The following is a 19,138-nucleotide window of genomic DNA, read 5'->3' on the forward strand; positions in this document are numbered from 1 at the left end:
CCATGCCCGGGCGCCGGAAAGCCGTCAGCGGTACGGCGGTGCTGGACATCGCCATCGACCGCGAGAGCCCGGTACCGCTGTACTACCAGCTCGCCCAGCAGCTGGAGCAGGCCATCGAGCGTGGCCTGCTCCTCCCGGGCGCCCTGCTCGGCAACGAGATCGACCTCGCCGAACGGCTCGGCCTGTCCCGGCCGACCGTCCGGCAGGGCATCAGGACGCTGGTGGACAAGGGGCTGCTGGTGCGGCATCGCGGGGTCGGCACGCAGGTCGTGCACAACAAGTTCAAGCGCCAGTTGGAGCTCAGCAGCCTCTACGACGATCTGGAGAAGGTCGGACAGGGTCCGAGTACCCGGGTCGTGCGCAACGAGGTCGTTCCCGCGTCCGCCGAAGTCGCCGAGGCCCTCGGTGTCGGGAAGGGCGACAACGTCGTCAGGCTGGAGCGGATCCGCTATGCCGGCGGTGTGCCCGTGGCGCTGCTGCGCAACCATCTGCGGGCCGGCCTGCTGTCGGCCCTCGACACGGAGCTGCTGGAGGCCACGGGCCTGTACCGGTTGCTGCGGGCGGCCGGCATCAGCCTGCACAGCGCCCACCAGGCGATCGGCGCACAGGCGGCGACCGCCGAGGAGGGCGAGTACCTCGGGGAGCCCGAGGGAGCGGCGCTGCTCACCATGCGGCGGACGGCGTACGACGCCGGCGGGGAGCCCGTGGAGTACGGCGCGCATCTGTACCACGCCGAGCGGTACGCGTTCGAGTTCCACCTGCTCACGCGGAGATAGGGCCTTCGCGCAGGAAGCAGGGGTGGTGAGGACGACCGTGGTCTCGTCCCCACCGCCCCTGCCGCTTTAGCCCAGAAGCGCCGCGGCGCTTCGGTACGCCACCTCCGTGGCCTCCCGCACCGGCAGCGCACGGTGCGCGTCGGAGAGGATCTCCACTCCCCAGGGCCCGGACCAGCCGGCCGCGCGGAGCGCGGCGATGATGCCCGGCAGGTCGAAGGAGCCCTCCCCGCACAGGCGACGGCGCCGGACGGTGTCCTCGAAGAGGGTGCCGACGACCTGCGCGTCGGCGTCGTCGAGTTCCACCCCCACGATGCGGGAGGCGGGTACCTTCGCCAGTTCGGCGGGGGCGGTGCCGGCGCGCTCGGTGTGCCAGACGTCGATGATGAGGCCGCCGGCCGGGTGCCCGGCCGCCTCGACGAGCTGAAGGCCGTCGTGCACGGTCTTGAGGTTGGACCAGGGCAGGAACTCCACCCCGAGCCGGGCGCCCACGCCGTCGGCCTGCGCCGCCAGCGCGGCGAACTCCTTGGCCCAGACACCCAAGTCCCAAGGTCGGTCCTCGACATCGGGGCCGACCTTGATGTGACGTGCGCCGAGTGCCTCGGCGGCCGTCAGGACGTAGCGGCGGGCGGCGCCCGACGCGGTGTGCGGGGAGTCGCCGTTCCACCAGTCCGTGATGAACTCCAGCTCGACATGGCGGATCCCGTTGTCCTCGAAGACGGCCCGGATGCCCGCGAGCCCGTACGCGCGCTCGGCCTCCACCAGGTCCGGGTACAGCAGTCCGAAGCCCGTGAACCCGGCCGCGCCCGCGGCTTCCACGCGCTCCCGCAGACTCAAGGGACTGCGCTCGTCGTCACTTCCGGGTATGGCGTCGCCCGCGGTTGTCCAGCAAGTCGCCAGCAAATCCTCAGTCGTCATTTCTCTGCAGCTCTCGATATTCCCGGGAATTTGGAATGGGTGCGCCGAATTCCCGGGAAGCCATCAAAAACACATCAGCAAGCTCTTCCAAGAAGGATCGAGGAAGGGCAATGCTCGTATACCGTCACGCGGCGGCGCGCAGCACCGAGCGCAGATGTTCGGCGCTTTCCCACACGTCCTCGACCGGCCCCTTCGCCGTGGGTTCCTCGATGAGGATGGTGTCCTGTTCGAGGACGTACCAGCCGTCGTATCCGCGGGCGCTGAGGTGGCTGACGATGGCCTCGACGTCGACGTCGCCCGCGCCGAGCGGGCGGTACATGCCCTCGCGCACGGCCTCGGTGTAGGTGAGGCGGCCGGACTGGACCTTGGCGGCGAGGGCGGCGTCCACGTCCTTCATGTGGGTGTGGGCGATGCGGTCAGGAGCCTGCCGGGTCAGCTCGGCGGGGTCGGTGCCGCCGATGAGCAGGTGCCCGGTGTCGAGGCAGAGGGAGATCGACGAGTCCTCCAGGACGCGGCGGACCTCCTCGCCGTTCTCGATCATCGTGCCGACGTGCGGGTGCAGGACGGCCCGTACGCCGCGTTCGGCGGCCAGCGCCGTCAGCCGGTCGAGGTTGGACAGCAGCAGCTTCCAGCCCTCGGCGTCCAGTTCGGGCCGGGAGTCGTAGCCGTCCTGTCCGGTGATCGCCGACAGGACGAGGACCTCCGCGTTCGAGGCGGCGTAGCTCTCCAGGAGCTGTTCCGTCTCGGGCAGCGGGTCGTGGCCGGGCACGTGCAGCAGCAGCGGGGTGAAGCCGCCGACGGCGTGCAGGTCGTGGTGGGCGAGGACCTGGGCCATCGCGTCCGGCGCGGCGGGCAGGAAGCCCTCGGGGCCGATCTCGGTGGCGGCGAGGCCCACCTCGCGCATCTCCTTCAGTACGCGTTCGGGCGTCAACTGGTAGCCCCAGCCGGGCACTTCGCACACACCCCAGGAGATGGGCGCGCCGGCGATCCGGTTCAGCGGTGAGGTGGTCATGCCGTGGCCTTTCGGAGGTTGTGGTCGGGGTCGGCGACCGCGGCGGGCGGGCGGCCCGCGAGGACGTCCGCGACGCCACGCGCCGCGTCGACGAAGGTCAGCGTCATCGCCCGGCGTGTCATGCCCATCAGGTGCGGGGTGAGGACGACGTTCGGGTGGTCGAAGAGCGGGTGGTAGAGGGCCGGTTCGGGGTCGAAGACGTCCAGGCCGACGCCGGACAGTCGGCCCGTCTCCAGGGCGGCCAGGGTGGCGTCGAGGTCGAGCAGGCCGCCCCGGCCGCAGTTTATGAGTATCGATCCCGGTTTCACGCGGGCCAGCAGGTGCTCGTCCGCGAGGTGCCGGGTGGCGTCGGTGAGCGGGGCGTGGAGCGTGAGCACGTCGCTGGACTCGGCGAGTTCGCCCAGGTCGGCGCAGGCGACCTCGGCCGGAGGCGGGGTGAACGGATCGTGGGCGAGGGTCCGCATCCCGAACGCCGCGGCGAGTTCGCCGACCCGGCGGCCGATGCGGCCGTAGCCGACGATGCCCATGGTGGCGCCGTCCAGGTCGCCGACGGGTATGGTGCTCCGCTCGGCCCAGCCGCCGTCCCGCACCAGCTCGGTCAGCGGATTCAGCCGCTTGGTCAGGTGCAGGGCCATGGCGAACACGCCCTCGGCGACGGCGCGGCTTCCGGCGTTCGGGGTGACGACGACGGGGATCCCGCGGGCGGAGGCCGCCGCCACGTCGACCAGGTCGACGCCCACGCCGGTGCGGGCGATGACCCGCAGCCGCGGCATCCACGCGAGCAGATCCGCGTCGACGTGCCGGTCCGCGCGGACGATGGCGCCCTCGGCGACCGCGAGGTCGTCGGGCGTCGGGTCGGTCACGAAGGCGACCCCCTCGCCGAGGACGGGGACCACCGTGTCGGCGTCCACAGGCCCGAGGGCCACTACCACATGCTGGTCAGCCATACGATCAACTCCGCGCCGGGTGACCGAAGTTCGCGCCGTCCACAGCGGGCACCGGCTGCCAGGAACCGCTCTGGGCGGAGGCCGCGGCGGCCGCGATCACCTCGGCGACGGCGTGCGCGTCCTCGATCGTCGAGTTGTGGTGCTCGACGCCGGCCACGGCGGCCAGGAACTTCTTGGCCTCGATGACCTTCAGGTCGTCGTAGCCCATGCTGTTGCCGGGGCCGGGCTGGAAGCTGGCGTAGTCGCCCATGTGGCCGTTGCCGAGCACCGTGGTGTAGCCCTGGTGGGGGCCGCTGCGGTCGAGGGCGACACGCAGTTCGTTCATGCGCTCGAAGTTCCAGGTGACCGAGCCGTCGGTGCCGTAGATCTCGAAGCCGATGCCGCACTGCGGGCCGACGATGACGCGGGACGCCTCCAGCGTGCCGACGGCTCCCCCGCTGAAGCGGACGAGGGCGGCGGTGTAGTCGTCGTTCTCGACCTCCGCCATCTCGCCGTCCTCGATCACCGCGAAGTGTGTGCCCGAGCCCATGGGCAGCAGCGGGCGCTCGGTGTAGACGGTGCTGGTGAGCGCGGAGACCTCGTCGATCGGGGCGACGACGTAACTGACGAGGTCCACGACGTGGCTCATCAGGTCGCCGAGCGCGCCGTGTCCGGCCAGCTCCCGCTTGAAGCGCCAGGACAGGGCGCCCTTGGGCTCGGAGGCATAGCCGGAGAAGAAGGTGGCGCGGACATTGGTGATACGGCCGAGCCGGCCCTCGGCGATGAGCTGGCGGGCCCGCTCGACGGCCGGGGCGTGCCGGTAGTTGTAGCCGATGGAGGTGACCACGCCGGCGGCGCGGGCCGCGGCGGCGACCTCGCCGGTCTCCTCGGCACTGCGTCCGACGGGCTTCTCGATCCAGAACGGCTTGCCGGCCTTGGCGGCGGCGATGCCGATCTCGTGGTGGAGAAGGTTCGGCGCGCAGATCGAGACGACCTCGACGTCCGGGTCGTCGAGGACGGCACGGTAGTCGGTCGAGGCCTTCTCGTAGCCGAGGACGTCACGGGCGTAGGCGGCGCGGTCCTCGGCCGTGTCGGCGGCGTGCACGAGACGGGGCTTGATGCCCAGCTCGGGGTAGACGGAGGGCAGCGCCTGGTAGGCGCGGCTGTGCAGCTTGCCCATCCAGCCGACGCTGATGAGCCCGACGCCTATCTCACGTGCGGCGCCCGGGGTGGTGGGGGTCATGTGGGTCTCCTGAAAGTTCTGAGTGGGCTGGGCGAAGTCAGCTGCGGTCGGGTCGCGCCCCAAAGGGGCGCGGGGCTGCATCGATTGGCGGCTCCGCCGCGGGGCGCGACCAGCCACGACGGCGCCGCAGCCGAACGACGACGCATCGCGGCACATCCAGCGGAGCGCTCAGGCCCGGGCTTGGTCCAGCGCGCTGGACAGGGCGGCGGCGAGCAGGGTGGAGTCGGAGCCGATGCCGATGAAGGTCCAGCCCTCGGCCCGCTTGGCGGCCGCGGCCGCGCCGTCGTTGACGAGGAGGCCGCACGCCTTGCCGTGGTCGGCGGCGGCCTTGCGGACGCGCTCCAGCGCCTGCTGGTAGACCGGGGCGCCGAACTCGCCGGGCACACCGAGGTCGTGGCTGAGGTCGCGGGGGCCGACGAACAGCACGTCGGCTCCGTCGAGGGCCGCGATGGCCTCGACCTCGTTCAGCGCTGCGGCCGACTCGATCTGGACCACGCCGAGGATCTCCCCCGCACGGTCCAGGGCTTCGGGGTCGAGGGCGAAACGGCAGGACCGGTTGTAGGTGGCCACGCCCCGGTCCCCCGTCGGCGGGTACCTCAAGTGCCGTATGGCTTCCTCGACTTCAGCGGCCGTGTCGAGGCGCGGCAGCATGACTCCGGCGACGCCCTGGTCGAGGGCGCGGCCGATGCGGATGCGGGCCGCGGACTCGACGCGTACGACGGTCGGCACCCCGTAGGCGGCCGCGGCGGGCACGGTCGTACGGAGCTGCTCCTCGCCTCCGGCGCCGTGTTCGAGGTCGAGCAGCACCCAGTCGGCACCGGCGGCGGCGCAGACCTCGGCCGAGACCGGGGAGGCGAGGCCGATGAAGGTGCCGAGGGTGGCCTCACCGGCGGCGAGGCGGCGGCGCAGGCGGCCGAAGTCCAACGGTGAGTTGTTCATCCGTACCACCTCTGGGAAGCGAGACCTTCTTCGTACTCACGGCGCAGCTGGGCGACCGTTTCCTGCTCGGAGACCTCGGCCGGGGCCACGTCCCACCACACGCCCGCACCGGGGAGGTCGGCGTGCGGGATCACGGGCACGACGAGGACGACGGGCCCGTCGTGGTCCCGGGTGTCGGCAAGGGCGGCGCGCACCTCGTCGGCGGTGGTGGCGCGGAGCGCGCGGGCGCCGAGGCCCTCCGCCGTCTTGACGAGGTCGACCTGGAGGTAGTCGCCCTCCAGCCGGGCGGGCTTCTGCGAACCGATCTCCAGGCTGCCGTCCCGGTACCGGAACTCGTTGCCGAACTCCCGTCCGCTGCGCCCCATCTGGAGGCGGTGGATGACCTGGTACCCGTGGTTCTCCGGGATCACGATGGTGACCGGGAGCCGCTCCTGGGCGGCCGTGACCAGCTCGGTCGGCGCCATGAGGAACGTGCCATCGCCCAGCAGGGACAGCACCCGCTTCGACGGGTCCGGCTCGGCGAGGCGGACGCCGATCGCGGCGGGCAGTTCGTAGCCCATGCAGGAGAAGCCGAACTCCAGGTGCGCGAAGCGGCCTTCGGTGGCGTCCCACACCTTCTGCAGGTCGCCGGGCGGACCGCCGGCGGCGGCGATGATCGTGTCGCCGGACTGCGCGTGCTCCTGCAGCAGACCGATCAACTGGCCCTGGGTGAGCACCGCGTCGGTGTCGCTGACGACGTCGGGGTCAGCGGTGGAGTGGTCGAAGGGCGTGTCCGGGTCGAGGGCGGCGGTCCGCAGCGCCTGCCACCGCTCGTCCAGCTCGCGCACCTTCTCCTGCCAACCGGCCGACGTGGTCGTGCCGTTCGCGCGCACGGCGTCGGTCAGCGCGGCGAGCGCCCGCTTGGCGTCGGCGACGATGCCGATGGCGCCGAGGCGGCCCGCGTCGTGCACGTTGACGTTGATGCTCGCGAACCGCACGTCGGGGTTCTCGAAGATCGAGTGCGAGGCGGTCGCGAAGTCCGTCAGGCGCGAGCCCACGGTCAGTACGAAGTCGGCTTCCCGGGCAAGGGCGTTGACCGCCTGCGTGCCTTCCAGACCGATGCCACCGAGCCCCCACCAGGCCCGCCGCTGCACCGCGCCCTTGCCGGCGAACGTCTCCGCCACCGGGACGCCCGCCGCGTCGGCCAGCGCCTCCAACTCCTCACCCGCACCGGAGTACACGACCCCGCCACCGGCGATGATCAGCGGCTTCTCGGCCTCGGCGAGCATCCGCGCCACCACCGCGACCTCGTCGGCGTCCGGCGCCGGGCGGCGGATCGGCCAGTCGCGCTCGGCGAAGAACTCCGCCGGGTAGTCGTACGCGTGCGACTGGATGTCCTGCGGCAGGGAGACGACGACCGCGCCGGTGTCCACGTCGGTCAGCGCCCGCATCGCCGCGGGCAGCGCGGTCAGCAGCTGCTCGGGCCGGGTGATGCGGTCGAAGAAGCGGGATACGGGCCGGAAGGCGTCGTTGACCGAGGTGTCGGCCTCGATGGGGTGCTGCAACTGCTGGAGCACGGGCCCCTGGTGGCGGGTCGCGTAGGTGTCGCCCGGGAGCAGCAGGACGGGCAGCCGGTTGACGGTGGCGAGGCCCGCGCCGGTCACCATGTTCAGGGCGCCGGGCCCGATGGAGGCGGTCACGGCGAGGGTGGAGTGCCTGCGCGTCGCTTTGCCGTAGGCGGTCGCGATGTGGACGAGGGCCTGCTCGTTCCGCCCCTGGATGAAGGGGAGTTCGTCGCTGAGCTGGTCGAGGGCCTGGCCGAGGCCGGCCACGTTGCCGTGGCCGAAGATGCCGAGCGCGGCGGGTATGAGGCGGCGGCGGTGGCCGTCGGCCACGGAGTACTGCCGGGAGAGGTAGGTGACGACGGCCTGGGCAACGGTGAGGCGCACCGTGCGCTGTGGGGTCGGATCAGTCATGAGTCGGCTCCAGAACAAAGGGGTACGGCGAGGGGTGCTGTGTCACCAGGGACGGCCGTGCAGCACGATGGTCTTGACCTCGGTCATCTCGCTGACCGCGGCGCGGGGGCCTTCCTTGCCGTAGCCGCTGCCCTTGAGGCCGCCGTACGGCATGAGGTCGGCGCGCCACAGGGGCGTCCAGTTGATGTGGACGGAACCGGCGTCGATCTCCCGGATGGCCCGCACCGCTCCGGCGACGTCGGAGGTGAAGATGCCGGCGCCCAGGCCGTAGGCGGTGCCGTTGGCCTGGGCGATGGCGGACTCCCAGTCGGCGGCCGAGCTGACGGCGACGGCGGGACCGAACAACTCCTGCTGGCTGAAGGCGGACTGAGGGTCGACGTCGGCGACGACGGCCGGCTGCACCACGGCACCGTCGCGCTCACCGCCGGTCAGGACCCGCGCCCCGTCCGCGCCGGCCTGGGCGATGGCCCGCTCGACGCGCTCCGCCTCCTTGGCCGTGATGAGGGCGCCCATCATGGTGTCCGGGGAGGAGGGGTCGCCGGTACGGATGGCCCGGACCTTGGGGACGAGGGCGTCCAGGAAGTCACCGGTCACGGCGGGATGCGTGATGACCCGCTGGACGGAGATGCAGACCTGTCCGGCGTTGACGTACCCACCCGCCGCGACGGCGCTCGCCGCGGCCTCGATGTCGGCGTCGGGGAGGACGACGACCGGGCAGGACGCACCCAGCTCCAGGGACAGCTTCTTCACACCGGCGACCCGGGAGATGTGCTCGCCGGTGGCCGTCGAGCCGGTGAAGGAGATCTTGCGGACGCGGGAGTCCGTGACCAGGGCGTCGCCGAGCACCGAGCCGGAGCCGACGAGCACGGACAGCACACCCTCCGGCAGCCCCGCGTCGACGAAGCACTCGGCGAGTTCGAGGGCGGTCAGCGGGGTGCTGGTGGCCGGCTTGAGGATCACCGCGTTGCCCGCTGCCAGGGCCGGGGCGAGCTTGTGCAGGACCAGCAGGGCCGGGTAGTTGAACGGCGTGATCGCCACGACGATCCCGCAGGGCTGACGCAGCGTGAAGCCGATCTTGTCCTGTCCCGTGCCGCGGTTGGCGTCGAGCGGGAGCGTGTCGCCGTAGAGCTGGGTCCCCTCGAAGGCGGCGAGCCGGATCAGGTCGCCGGAGCGGGACGCCTCGCCGGTGGCCTCGGTGATGGTCTTGCCGGACTCCGCGCTGATGGTCTGCGCGATCTTCGAGGCCCGCTCGTCGGCCAGCTCCGCGGCCCGCAGCAGGATGCGCATCCGCTCATGGGCGGGCGTACGGCGCCAGACGGCCGCGCCCCGCTCGGCGGCGGCGAGTGCCGCCTCGACGTCGTCGGTTCCGGCGAGCGCCACGGTGCCCACCGCCGAACCGTCGAACGGCGAGGTGACCTCCCGGGTCTGTCCGTCCCCCTTGGCCGCCTGCCAGCGACTGCCGATCAGCAACTCCACGGGCGCCATTGCCCTCTCCCTTCAGGAAGCCGTCAAGAACACGGCCATGCCCTCGGCCAAGCCGTTTACGTGTCCGCAACGCTAGGTCCGGCGGGAAGGGGTTGCGAAGCCCTCGAATCAATCATTTCGCCATCATTGACGCCATCATTTATCCATCATCGTGGAGGGCTGTCACCTCCCTGCCCTACGGTCGCAACATGGATCGGAACACCGGCACCGCGCACGACGAGCTGCGCTCCGTCGCCTTCATCGGTCTCGGGATCATGGGCGGCCCGATGGCGGCCAACCTCGTCCGGGCGGGTTACCAGGTCATCGGCCACAACCGCAGCCGGGCGGCCGTCGACCGTCTCGTCGAGGCGGGCGGTCGTGCGGCGGGCAGCGTCGCGGAGGCGGTCGCCGACGCGGACGCCGTCATCACCATGCTCCCGGCGGACACCGAGGTCACCGAGGTCGTCCTCGGCGAGGGCGGCGTGCTGGAACACGCGCGGGTCGGAAGCCTGCTCATCGACATGAGCACCATCAGCCCGCGCACCGCCACCGCGCTCGCCGAGGCGGGTCGCGAGCATGGCGTACGAGTCCTCGACGCGCCCGTCTCCGGCGGAGAAGCGGGGGCCGTCGAAGCGGTGCTGTCCATCATGGCCGGCGGCGACGCCGCGGACTTCGAGCAGGCGGCTCCCCTCTTCCACGCCCTGGGCACCACCGTCGTGCACGTCGGCCCGCACGGCGCGGGACAGACCGTCAAGGCCGCGAACCAGCTGATCGTCGCCGTCAACATCCAGGCCCTGGCCGAGGCCGTCGTCTTCCTGGAGAAGGCGGGCGCCGACCTGCCGGCCGCGCTGACGGTCCTCGGTGGAGGCCTGGCCGGTTCCACCGCCCTGAACCGCAAGAAGGACAGCATGACGGCCCGGGACTTCACCCCCGGCTTCCGCATCGACCTCCACCACAAGGACCTGGGCATCGTGACCGACACGGCCCGCGACATCGGCGCGGTCCTCCCCACGGGCTCGCTGGTCGCCCAACTCCTCGCGTCCTGCCGGGCGAACGGTGACGGCGGGCTGGATCACTCCGCGTTGCTGCGGGGTGTCGAGCGCCTCTCCGGTCGCGCGCGGACCTGAAACCGCCTACGCCGCCCGGACGGCCAGGAGGCAGGCGGACGGGGCGTCGGGCAGGGAGACGGTGAGGACGCCGCGGTCCGGTTCCCAGCGGTGCGAGCAGCTCCCGCCCGGGTACAGCTCCTCGACGGTGACACCGCCGTCGGAGCGGCGCAGCCGGGGCAGGGCGAGCTCCACCGACCGGTCGCCGCCCCGGCGCCACACGCTGAGCAGCATGCCCTGCTCGTCGTCGAGCCCGAGGGCGATCCAGTCGTCGTACCAGCCCGGCAGGCCGAGCGGCCAGCTGGGCAGAGCGTGGCGGAGCCGGGTGCGGATGGCGCGGTAGACGCCGAGAGCCCGGGCGACGGCGTCGCCCTGCTCGGCCGACAGCAGGTCGATCCGTCCGCTGAGGTGCACCCGGCCGAGCAGTGAGCTGACCATGGTGAAGGCGTTGAGGGCGGGCGAGTACTCCGGTTGCGGGTAGGCCCACACGGCGCCCTGCTCGGGGGTGACGGCCGAGGGGGCGGCAGCGGCGATCGGCGCGTAGCGCACCGGGTCCTGCTGGTCGCTCGTGGACAGCAGGGTCATCCGCGCGAGGTGGGCGTGGTCCATGCGCATGCCGCCGGAGCCGCAGTTCTCCAGCACCAGGCCGGGGTGCCGGTCGAGGACACCGTCGAGCCAGCCGAGGAAGGCCCGGCTGTGGCCGAGCAGGCCGTCGCCCGGGGAGTCGGCGTCGACGTCCGTGCCGGGGGCGGCGTTGATGTTGTGGTCGAGTTTGAAGTAGCCGACGCCGTGCTCGGCGACGAGCCGGTCGACGGTCTCGTCGAGGTGGGCGCGGGCGGCCGGGTGGCGGAAGTCGAGCTGGTGGCGGCCGCGTTGGACGACGCGTTCTCCGTCCCGCTGGAAGAACGCCTCGCGCGGGAGCCGGTCGGCGACGGGGCTGCGTACACCGACGACCTCGGGTTCGAGCCACAGGCCGGGAGTCATCCCCGACTCCCGGATGCGGGCGGTGATCTCGCCGAGCCCCCCGGGGAAGCGGACGGCGGACTCGCGCCACTCGCCGACCGTGGACCACCAGCCGTCGTCGTCGGCGTACCAGCCGGCGTCGATGACGAAGTACTCGGCGCCGAGCCGGGCCGCCGCGTCGACCAGCGGCAGCAGCTTCTCCCGGCTCGGGTCGCCCATCAGGCAGTTCATGTAGTCGTTGAAGACGATCGGCAGCGCCTCGGTGTCGGGGTGCGGCCGGCGCAGCGCGCGGCGGTGGACGGTCAGGGCGCGCAGTGCGCCCTCGAAGCCGTCGGCGCAGGCGGTGACGGCGACTTGGGCGGTACGGAAGGAGCCGCCGGGGGCGAGGAGGGTGGTCCAGGCGTGTTCCTGTTCGGTCGGGCCGGCCAGTCTGATGTGCAGGGCGCCGTCCAGGTCGTCCAGCGAGTGCACCCAGGGGCCGTTGTGCTCGATCTGCCAGGCCCAGGCGTGGCCGGTGGCCCGGTCGCTCACCCCGCCGACCGGCAGGTGGGTGCCGGAGGACCGGCTGCCGTGGGCGCCGATCCGGTGGCAGGTCTGGGTGGTGCCCTGTGAGTGGGCGGGGCCGTCGTCGACGAGGCCGATCTGCTCAAGGGTGGAGGTCTGCCAGCGGAGTTCGGCCACCCACGAGTTGTACGCGGTGTGCACCCGCAGATCCCGGTACATCCGGCCCGCGGTGACCGGCACGTTGAGGCTGGAGACGTGCCGGAGCCGCACGGGCCCCGGGCCGTCGTTGCGGATGTCGCTGTACGTGTGGAGGACCGCGGTGCCGGGACGGTGCCGTATCCGGGTGGTGACGCGCAGGCCGGTGCGCTCGTCGGCCTGCTCGACGGCGAGTTCGCGCACGCCACCGGGCTCCTCGGTCTCCCGGTGGCCCGTGTACCGCAGGCGGCCGGTGGTGACGTACGCGCGGTGCTGGGGGGCGGCGCCCTCCCCGTCGTGGCCCTCGGCGTCCGCGGCCAGCTCGACCAGCGCGCTGCCGACCGGACGGGTTCCGTCGTCCTCCTGGTCGGCGTGGGCGAGACGCTTGACCCGCACCGGGCCGTCGGACGCGATGTCCAGTTCGAGGCGGAGCGGCCCGGCCTCCCAGTCGAGGGGAGACCTGGCGGGCGAGTCGGCGGCGGGACGCATGTGGCGGGTCCTTTCCGGTCTCAGGGGACTCTCAGGAGACGGGCTTGAGCTTCCAGAGCTGGCAGTCGTTGTTCAGCCAGGTCCACTGGCGTACGTCGGTGCCGTCGGCGGTGTTGCAGTTGGCCACGTCGGCGACCTTGCCGCTGTTGACGTTCACCAGTCGCACGTAGTCGGTCAGCGTGTAGACCAGTTGCCACCGCTGGCATTTGTTGTCCAGCCAGCTCCACTGCTGGATGTTGGTGCCGTCGGCGGTACCGCAGTTGGAGACGTCGAGCACCTTGCCGGTGGCCGCGTTCGTGACGCGGTTGGTCTCGTCGCCCGGGTCGGAGAACGTCCACAGCTGGTTGGCGGTGCCTTTGCACGTGTACTGGATGACGTCGGCGCCGTCGGCGGGGTCGCCCGCGAACTCGTCGAGGCACTTACCGCTGTGGCGGTTGACCAGCTCGTACGCGGTCGGCGTGGCGGCCGTCTCCCCGGACGGGCCGGGCAGCGAGGTGCCGAGGGCGACGGGGGTGCCGAAGTTCGGGGTGCCGTCGGCGTTCCAGGTGAACTTCTGCGCGCGGGTGCTGCGGGTGTTGCCGCAGCCGCCGGTCGTCGTGCTGTTGGCGTGGTAGACGATCCAGTTCTCCGTGCCGTCGGGCGAGGTGAAGAACCCGTTGTGGCCCGGCCCGTACACCCCGGCCGCGTCGTTGCGGGTGAACACCGGCGTGGACTTCTTCGTCCAGGAGGCCGGGTCGAGCGGGTCGGACCCGGTCAGCTCCAGCTGGCCCAACTTGTAGTCGGGGGTCCCGCAGTGACTGGCCGAGTAGGTGACGAAGGTCCGGCCGTCGTGCTGGAGCACCTCCGGGCCCTCGTTGACCGCGGTGCCCACCTTCTCCCAGCTGTAGGTGGGCGTCGAGATGACGGTGAAGGCCGTACTCGCCAGCGTGTAGGGGTTGCTGAGCGGCGCGATGACCAGGCTCTGGACGCCGCCGACGAAGGCGCTGCCCAGCAGATAGCGATTGCCGCCGTACTCCAGGACGTCGGTGTCGATCAGCCAGCCGCCCTTGTCCAGGTTCGAGCCGACAATCTGGCTCTTCCACGTGTACGGCCCCATCGGGTCCGTGCCCGAGCTCTCCAGGACGTTGGTGCGCTGGCCGTCGCAGCAGCTGCTGGAGTCGCCGGCCGCGTAGTACAGGTACCAGCGGCCGTCGAGGAAGTGGATCTCCGGTGCCCAGATGTTCGCGTTGCGCCCGGCCGTGTCGTCGTGCCAGATGAGCACGTTGGGGGCGGTGCTCAGTCCCGCGAGGGTCGGGGACTTGCGCATGAACATCTCGTTCGTGATCGAGGTGGTGATCAGGTAGTAGCTGCCGTCGTAGTACGTCAGCCAAGGGTCGGCGCCCGCCCGGGACTTGACGGGGTTGGTGTACGGCTGCCCGTCGGCCGCGTGCGCGGGCGGGGCGAGCACGGCCGGGATCAGCAGGGCGACGAGGGCGGCCAGCAACGCGGGCCACGGTACGCGTCCGTGGCGGAAGGTCTGCATGTCAGTACCCCACGTGGAAGGTGGCGTCCGCCTTCTCCAGGCTGGTGGAGATCGGGTCGATGCGCAGGACGTAGTTGAAGTGCCGGATGTAGCGGTCGGGGAAGTTGTACGAACGGAACGACGTCCACGTGGAGTCGGCGAGCCCGGCCGTCCTGTAGAACGTGGCGTCCGCGGCGAACGTCGACGTGCCGTCGTTGACGTCCAGCTCCAGCTGGTAGTTGAAGTGCCGCAGATACCGCGTGGGATAGCTGACCGACTGGAAGGAGACGCCCGAGGAGTCGGCGAGGCCCGGCACCAGCTTCCACTGGGAGTCGGTGTACGGGTCGAAGGGGTACGGGTCGATCCGGCCGACGAAGTCGACGTGCCGCCAGTAACGCCCGGGGTAGTTGGAGGACTTGAGGCGGTTCCAGGTGGGAGTGCCCCACTTGGCGACCAGGTTGTCGTACTCGGTCTGGCTGATCGGCTGGACGGTGCCGTGCTTGGAGTTCAGCGGCTGTGTGTAGACGCGCTGGTCGAGGGCCGTCCAGGTGCCGGAAGCGAGGTCGCTGGTCTGCCAGGCGTAGAACACGCCGTTGGGCGTGTAGGAGTCGCCCCACAGGTACCAGGTGCCGGAGGTCTGGGACTTGACCAGGATGGGTGCCTCGGTGCTGCCGTGGGAGACGGTGCCGGTGAAGGCCGTGAAGCTGCCGGGATCGAGGGTGGTGGACTTGGCGCCCAGCATCTTCCCGGTGGTGTTGTTCTTGAAGTACATGTAGTTGACGCCGTTGACGCCGACGGCCATGTCGCCGTCGATCGCGTCGTAGCCGGGGTCGAAGAACAGCTGCCCGGTGGTCGCCGTCTGGAAGTCGGTGGTGTAGCTCACCATGATCACGTTGTGTCCGCTGCTGTTGACGGACGAGTAGATGATCGCGTACTGGCCACGGCCGGCGTCCCAGAAGGCCTCGGGCGCCCAGCTGTGGGTGGCCATGTCGTGCAGCTTCAGCAGCCGGTAGTTGTCGAAGGACCGCAGGTCGGTGGAGTCCCAGACGTGGATGTACTGGCTCTCCTGGGTCCAGTCGGTGCCCTTGAGGTTCGTCGCCATGACGACGAAGGCGCCGTCCTGCTTGCGCAGGATGAAGGGGTCGCGCAGGCCGCCGAAGCCGCCGGTGGGGGTGACGACGGGGTTGTTCTGGTTCAGCGGGGTCCATTCCAGGCCGTCGGTGCTGACCGCCAGGTGCAGGCCGTAGTCGGAACCCAGATTGTCGGGCGACTCGGTGAAGTAGCCCATCACGTAAGGGGTTCCGGTGGCCGCGCGGGCGGTGCCGGCGCCGAGGGCCAGGGCTCCGGACAGGGACAGCGGGACGGCCGCGGCCATGCCGAGGACGAGACGGCGGGAGGGTCGGGGCATGCCGGGGCTGGGCTCCGTGCTCATGAGGGTCTCCGAGGGAGGGGCGCGGGTGGCGTGGGTGGGTCAGTTCACCGGGACGGCGTCGTAGACGGCACGTGCGACGCGGGTGCGGGCCGACCGGGCGAGCTTCGCGGTCATCGACCGGTAGCGCTCGTGGACGTATGCCTGGCGGTCCTGTCCCTTGAGCCGGTCCGGGACCGTGATGTCGCCGCTCCGGGTGAGCTTCGTCTCCAGGCGGGCGTCGAGGTCGTGCAGGACGTAGTTGAGGTAGTTGGCCTCGGTGTACTGCACCGGGCCGTAGACGACCTGGTGGGCGGCGACCGCGTCGCGGCGGCGGGCGTTCTCGGCGGTCCAGGAGGTCAGGAAGGCGTCGTATCCGGGGTCGGCGATCAGCCCGTGCCGCTGGGCCAGGCCGAGGACGACGGCGGCCCGGGTGACGTCGGCGAGGGCGAGCTTCCTGGCGTAGGCGGCCGGGGTGGTGCCGCCGTGGGGCGTGGTCCAGAAGTCGGGGCCGTCGCTGACGCCGTAGGCCTGCCGGAAGTGGGCGAAGGTGGCGGCCCGTTCCTGTGCCAGGTAGAGGGTGAACTCGCGTACGGGGATGTCCTGGCCGTTGATCTCGGCGACCACGGCGGTGGGCGGGGGCGCGAGCGGGGCCGGTGTTCCGGCCGCCGCGTCCCGGTGTCCGGCGGTCAGCAGGACGACGGCCGTGATCACCACGGCGCCGAGGACGCCCGCGACGGCGACCGCCCAGCCGGGGACGGTCCGCCCCCGGGCCGTGCGGCGCTGGGGAGTCGTGGAAGGGCGGCGGGCCTGGCGCACCGACGTGGTCATCGTGGACCCCCATACGTGAGTGGTGGAAGCGGGCGCCCGGCCCGAAGGAGCCGTTTCTCCGGGCCGGGCACCCGCTGACTCGTCGCCGGCTCAGCCGGCGGCGAGCGTCTGGATCTCCGAGCTGGTGAGCACCCGGTTGTAGAAGTGGACGTCGTCGATCTGGCCGTTGGTGAAGTCGACGGGTCCCTGGTTGTAGGTGGCGGCCCCGATCAGGGTGGCGCCTCTGGCCGTCCAGGGGCTGCTGAAGGCGGTGGTGCCCTGGAGGGTGCCGTTGACGTACAGCGAGATCGTCTGGGCGCTGCTGTCGTACACGCCCAGCACGTGGTACCAGGTGCCGGTGGCCGCCGAGGCGCTCGCCGTGACGTTGGTGGCCGTCGAGCCGTTGTCGTCGGCGGCGCGGGTGACGAAGACGAACTTGCCGCCCGACAGCTGGAGATAGAACGGGCTGACCTTGAAGCCGACCAGGCTGGCGAAGGTCTGGTTGCCGGTCAGGCTGTTCAGCTTGACCCAGGCGCCGACCGAGTAGCTCTGGCCCGTGTCGATCACCGAGGACGGTACGACGGCCATGGTGGTGCCGGAGCCGTTGAAGCTGAGCGAGTTGCTGCCGACCTTGCCGCTGCCCGCCCAGGCGGTGTTGCCCTCGGTGTAGCCGCTAGCGGTGTTGCCGAGGAGGTTGGCGAAGCTCTGCCCACTGCCCTCGTCGAGCTGGTAGTAGCCGGCCGCGCCCGTGCCGAGGGCGTACGCCTCCCGCGCGGTCAGGGCTCTGGGGACCATGCGGACGTCGTCGATCGCGCCGTTGGCGAAGTCGACGTTGGCGCCGTTCCACTTGGCGCGGCCGATCGTCGTGTGACCGGTCGCCTTCCACGGAGAGGAGAAGGCGGTGGTGCCCTGGAGGGTGCCGTTGACGTAGAGGGCGATGGTGTGGGCGCTGTTGTCGTACACGCCGGTCAGGTGGTACCAGGTGCCGGTCGTCGGGGAGCCGCCGGTGATCTGCTTGTAGCTCGCGCCGGTCGAGTCGGCGCTGCGGACGGTGAACGCGAAGGTGCCGCCGGACAGTTGGAGGTAGAAGGGGCTGATGCTGCTGCCGTCGATGCTCGCGTAGGTCTGGTTGCCGGTGAGGCTGCTCGGCTTGACCCAGGCGGAGACCGAGTAGCTGCCGCTGGTGTCGACGGCCGTGGTGGGCACGTCCACCCAGGAGTTGCTCGCGCCGCTCAGGCTGACGGCGCCGGCGCCGAACTTGCCGGTGGTCCAGGAGGCTCCGGCCTGCAGGGTGCCGTTGTTGGAGCCGCCGCTGATGTCGGCGGTCGCGGTGCCGGTGGCCTCGTCCAGCGGCCAGTAGGCGCCGGAGGTGGCGGTGGGGCCGGAGACGGCCGCGCCGTTGTAGGCGCCGATGTTGGGGGCCGCGGTCGAGGAGACGGTCGTACCGAAGTAGTCCTTGCCGCCGTTGCCGGAGATGAGCGTGCCCGCGCCGAGCGCCGGGGAACCGCTCTGGAGTTTGTAGGCGGCGGCGGTGGAGCGGCCCGCGCCGCCTCCGCCCGGCTTCACGAACAGCGGGTCGGTGGTGATCTTGGCGGAGTCGGACGGCTCGGTGGACGGATGGTCGCCGTAGAAGAGGTTGTGGGTCCAGGTGGTTCTGCTGGTGGAGTAACCGCCGCTGCCCAGCTTGTAGATGATGTTGTTCGAGAAGGTCAGGGTGCCGTTCGGCGTCCCGTCGGTGACCTTGCCGTTGTTGCCCTCGGGCAGGTAGATCGTGTTGTTGTACACGGTGGCGGTGCTGCCGGTGTCCACGCCGGACATCAGCGGGAAGACCGCGTTGGAGGCGCCGTCGTTCTGGCTGATGTTGTAGCGGACGACCGAAGTCTTCGCGGCGAAGCCGCTGTAGCAGCACCACTCGGTGAAGCCGAACGGGTTGTCGTGGCTCCAGTTGTACTGCACGACCGTTCCGCTGGTGTGGTTGTCGATGTCGAAGGCCTGGCCGTCGTAGAGGCTGCGGTACTGGCGGGAGACCTCGTTGTACTGCCAGAGGCCGTCCGTCGACCAGGCCGTCCACAGGCCGGCGCCGGAGTAGCGGTAGCCGTTGTCGGTGGCGACGTTGTTCTGCACGACGGGCGAGGCGCAGAAGACGCAGACGATGTCGTTGCCGCCCGCGTCGGTGATCGTGTTGCCGTCGATCACGACGTTGGTGGCGTTGATGTCGTGGTTGAGACCGAGCAGCGAGCCGATGTAGATGCCGCCCGCGTCGACCTTCGTGAGCGTGTTGCCCGTGATCTGGACGTCGTCCCAGCCGCTGGTGGTGTTGTCGTCGGTGACGTTGAACGCGATGCCCGAGGACTCGCTGGGCTGGACCCCGCCGCTGTTGGACCAGTAGCCCTTCACGTCGTGGATGTTGTTGTTGACGATGTGGATGCCGGCGAGGATCCCGCTGGTGTCGTTCTGCAGCTGGATGCCGCTGCGAACGGCCGCGGTGGACGAGGTGTTGGTGATCTCCAGGTTCTGGATCGTCCAGTACGCCTGGTTGTGCAGGTAGACGGTGGCCGCCGCGCCGCCGCCGTCGATGATGGGCGCGGCACCGGAGCCGTACGAGGAGATGACGATCTGGCTGCCGCTCGCGCCGGATCCCTGCGGCTGGAGCTCGCCGCTCCAGGAGCCGCCCTTCTGGAACAGGATCTGGTCGCCCGCGGTGAAGGTGGTCCCGTTGACCTTGGAGAGCGACTTCCACGGGGTGCTCGCGCTGCACCCGTCGTTGCTGTCGCTGCCGGACGAGGACGAGACGTAGTACGTCGTGCACGCGGCGTGCGCCGTCGTGGCGGGGAGCATTACCAGTCCGAGCGCGGCAGCCGCGCTTCCTATCGCCGCGACCAGGCGGCTTCGCCATCTTCGCATTGCGTTCCTCTTCGAACGGGAGCGGGTG

General features: G+C 70.9%; 14 protein-coding genes. 2 read left to right on the top strand and 12 right to left on the bottom strand.

Annotated features, from left to right (window positions below; genetic code table 11):
- Window positions 1-2 precede the first annotated feature (2 nt).
- Entirely contained in the window at window positions 3-776 is a 774-nt protein-coding gene (locus MQP27_RS45560; protein WP_242776924.1) for a GntR family transcriptional regulator, read from the top strand.
- Window positions 777-842: 66 nt separating this feature from the next.
- Here MQP27_RS45560 and MQP27_RS45565 read toward each other — a convergent pair whose 3' ends face one another.
- The 7 genes from MQP27_RS45565 to MQP27_RS45595 form a co-directional block, all read right to left on the bottom strand.
- Window positions 843-1,610 carry a sugar phosphate isomerase/epimerase family protein gene (locus MQP27_RS45565; protein ID WP_242776926.1) on the bottom strand — a complete coding sequence of 256 codons (768 nt, stop codon included), beginning with the start codon at window positions 1,608-1,610 and terminating at the stop codon, window positions 843-845.
- Between the two features lie 205 nt (window positions 1,611-1,815).
- Window positions 1,816-2,703 (bottom strand): sugar phosphate isomerase/epimerase family protein, encoded by an 888-nt coding sequence (locus MQP27_RS45570; protein WP_242776928.1) that lies wholly within the window; start codon window positions 2,701-2,703, stop codon window positions 1,816-1,818.
- Window positions 2,700-3,650 carry an NAD(P)-dependent oxidoreductase gene (locus tag MQP27_RS45575; protein WP_242776930.1) on the bottom strand — a complete coding sequence of 317 codons (951 nt, stop codon included), beginning with the start codon at window positions 3,648-3,650 and terminating at the stop codon, window positions 2,700-2,702. Before MQP27_RS45575 ends, MQP27_RS45570 begins: the two co-directional genes overlap by 4 nt.
- Window positions 3,651-3,654: 4 nt before the next feature.
- A complete protein-coding gene (locus MQP27_RS45580) occupies window positions 3,655-4,872 on the bottom strand; it encodes a Gfo/Idh/MocA family protein (RefSeq protein ID WP_242776932.1) in 1,218 nt (405 codons plus the stop codon).
- 168 nt (window positions 4,873-5,040) lie between these two features.
- Window positions 5,041-5,811, bottom strand: coding sequence for an HpcH/HpaI aldolase family protein (locus tag MQP27_RS45585; protein WP_242776934.1), 771 nt, complete (start codon window positions 5,809-5,811; stop codon window positions 5,041-5,043).
- Window positions 5,808-7,766 (bottom strand): 3D-(3,5/4)-trihydroxycyclohexane-1,2-dione acylhydrolase (decyclizing), encoded by a 1,959-nt coding sequence (iolD, locus tag MQP27_RS45590; RefSeq protein ID WP_242776936.1) that lies wholly within the window; start codon window positions 7,764-7,766, stop codon window positions 5,808-5,810. The genes MQP27_RS45585 and iolD overlap by 4 nt, the downstream gene beginning before the upstream one ends.
- A gap of 42 nt (window positions 7,767-7,808) precedes the next feature.
- Entirely contained in the window at window positions 7,809-9,251 is a 1,443-nt protein-coding gene (locus MQP27_RS45595; RefSeq protein ID WP_242776938.1) for an aldehyde dehydrogenase family protein, read from the bottom strand.
- Between the two features lie 188 nt (window positions 9,252-9,439).
- On the opposite strand from MQP27_RS45595, the gene MQP27_RS45600 reads away from it, so the two are divergent.
- Window positions 9,440-10,357 (top strand): 2-hydroxy-3-oxopropionate reductase, encoded by a 918-nt coding sequence (locus MQP27_RS45600; protein ID WP_242776940.1) that lies wholly within the window; start codon window positions 9,440-9,442, stop codon window positions 10,355-10,357.
- A gap of 6 nt (window positions 10,358-10,363) precedes the next feature.
- Here the strand turns inward: MQP27_RS45600 and MQP27_RS45605 are convergent, their stop codons facing one another.
- The 5 genes from MQP27_RS45605 to MQP27_RS45625 form a co-directional block, all read right to left on the bottom strand.
- Window positions 10,364-12,487, bottom strand: a complete 2,124-nt coding sequence (locus tag MQP27_RS45605; RefSeq protein WP_242776942.1) for a glycoside hydrolase family 36 protein — start codon at window positions 12,485-12,487, stop codon at window positions 10,364-10,366.
- A gap of 31 nt (window positions 12,488-12,518) precedes the next feature.
- Window positions 12,519-14,009, bottom strand: a complete 1,491-nt coding sequence (locus MQP27_RS45610) for a family 43 glycosylhydrolase (protein ID WP_242776944.1) — start codon at window positions 14,007-14,009, stop codon at window positions 12,519-12,521.
- Between the two features lies 1 nt (window position 14,010).
- Entirely contained in the window at window positions 14,011-15,420 is a 1,410-nt protein-coding gene (locus tag MQP27_RS45615; protein ID WP_242776946.1) for a glycoside hydrolase family 43 protein, read from the bottom strand.
- 39 nt (window positions 15,421-15,459) lie between these two features.
- Window positions 15,460-16,227 carry a hypothetical protein gene (locus MQP27_RS45620; RefSeq protein WP_242776948.1) on the bottom strand — a complete coding sequence of 256 codons (768 nt, stop codon included), beginning with the start codon at window positions 16,225-16,227 and terminating at the stop codon, window positions 15,460-15,462.
- Between the two features lie 90 nt (window positions 16,228-16,317).
- Window positions 16,318-19,110 (bottom strand): LamG-like jellyroll fold domain-containing protein, encoded by a 2,793-nt coding sequence (locus tag MQP27_RS45625; protein ID WP_242776950.1) that lies wholly within the window; start codon window positions 19,108-19,110, stop codon window positions 16,318-16,320.
- Between the last annotated feature and the right edge of the window lie 28 nt (window positions 19,111-19,138).

Source organism: Streptomyces cylindrosporus (assembly GCF_022698165.1).
GTDB lineage: Bacteria > Actinomycetota > Actinomycetes > Streptomycetales > Streptomycetaceae > Streptomyces > Streptomyces cylindrosporus.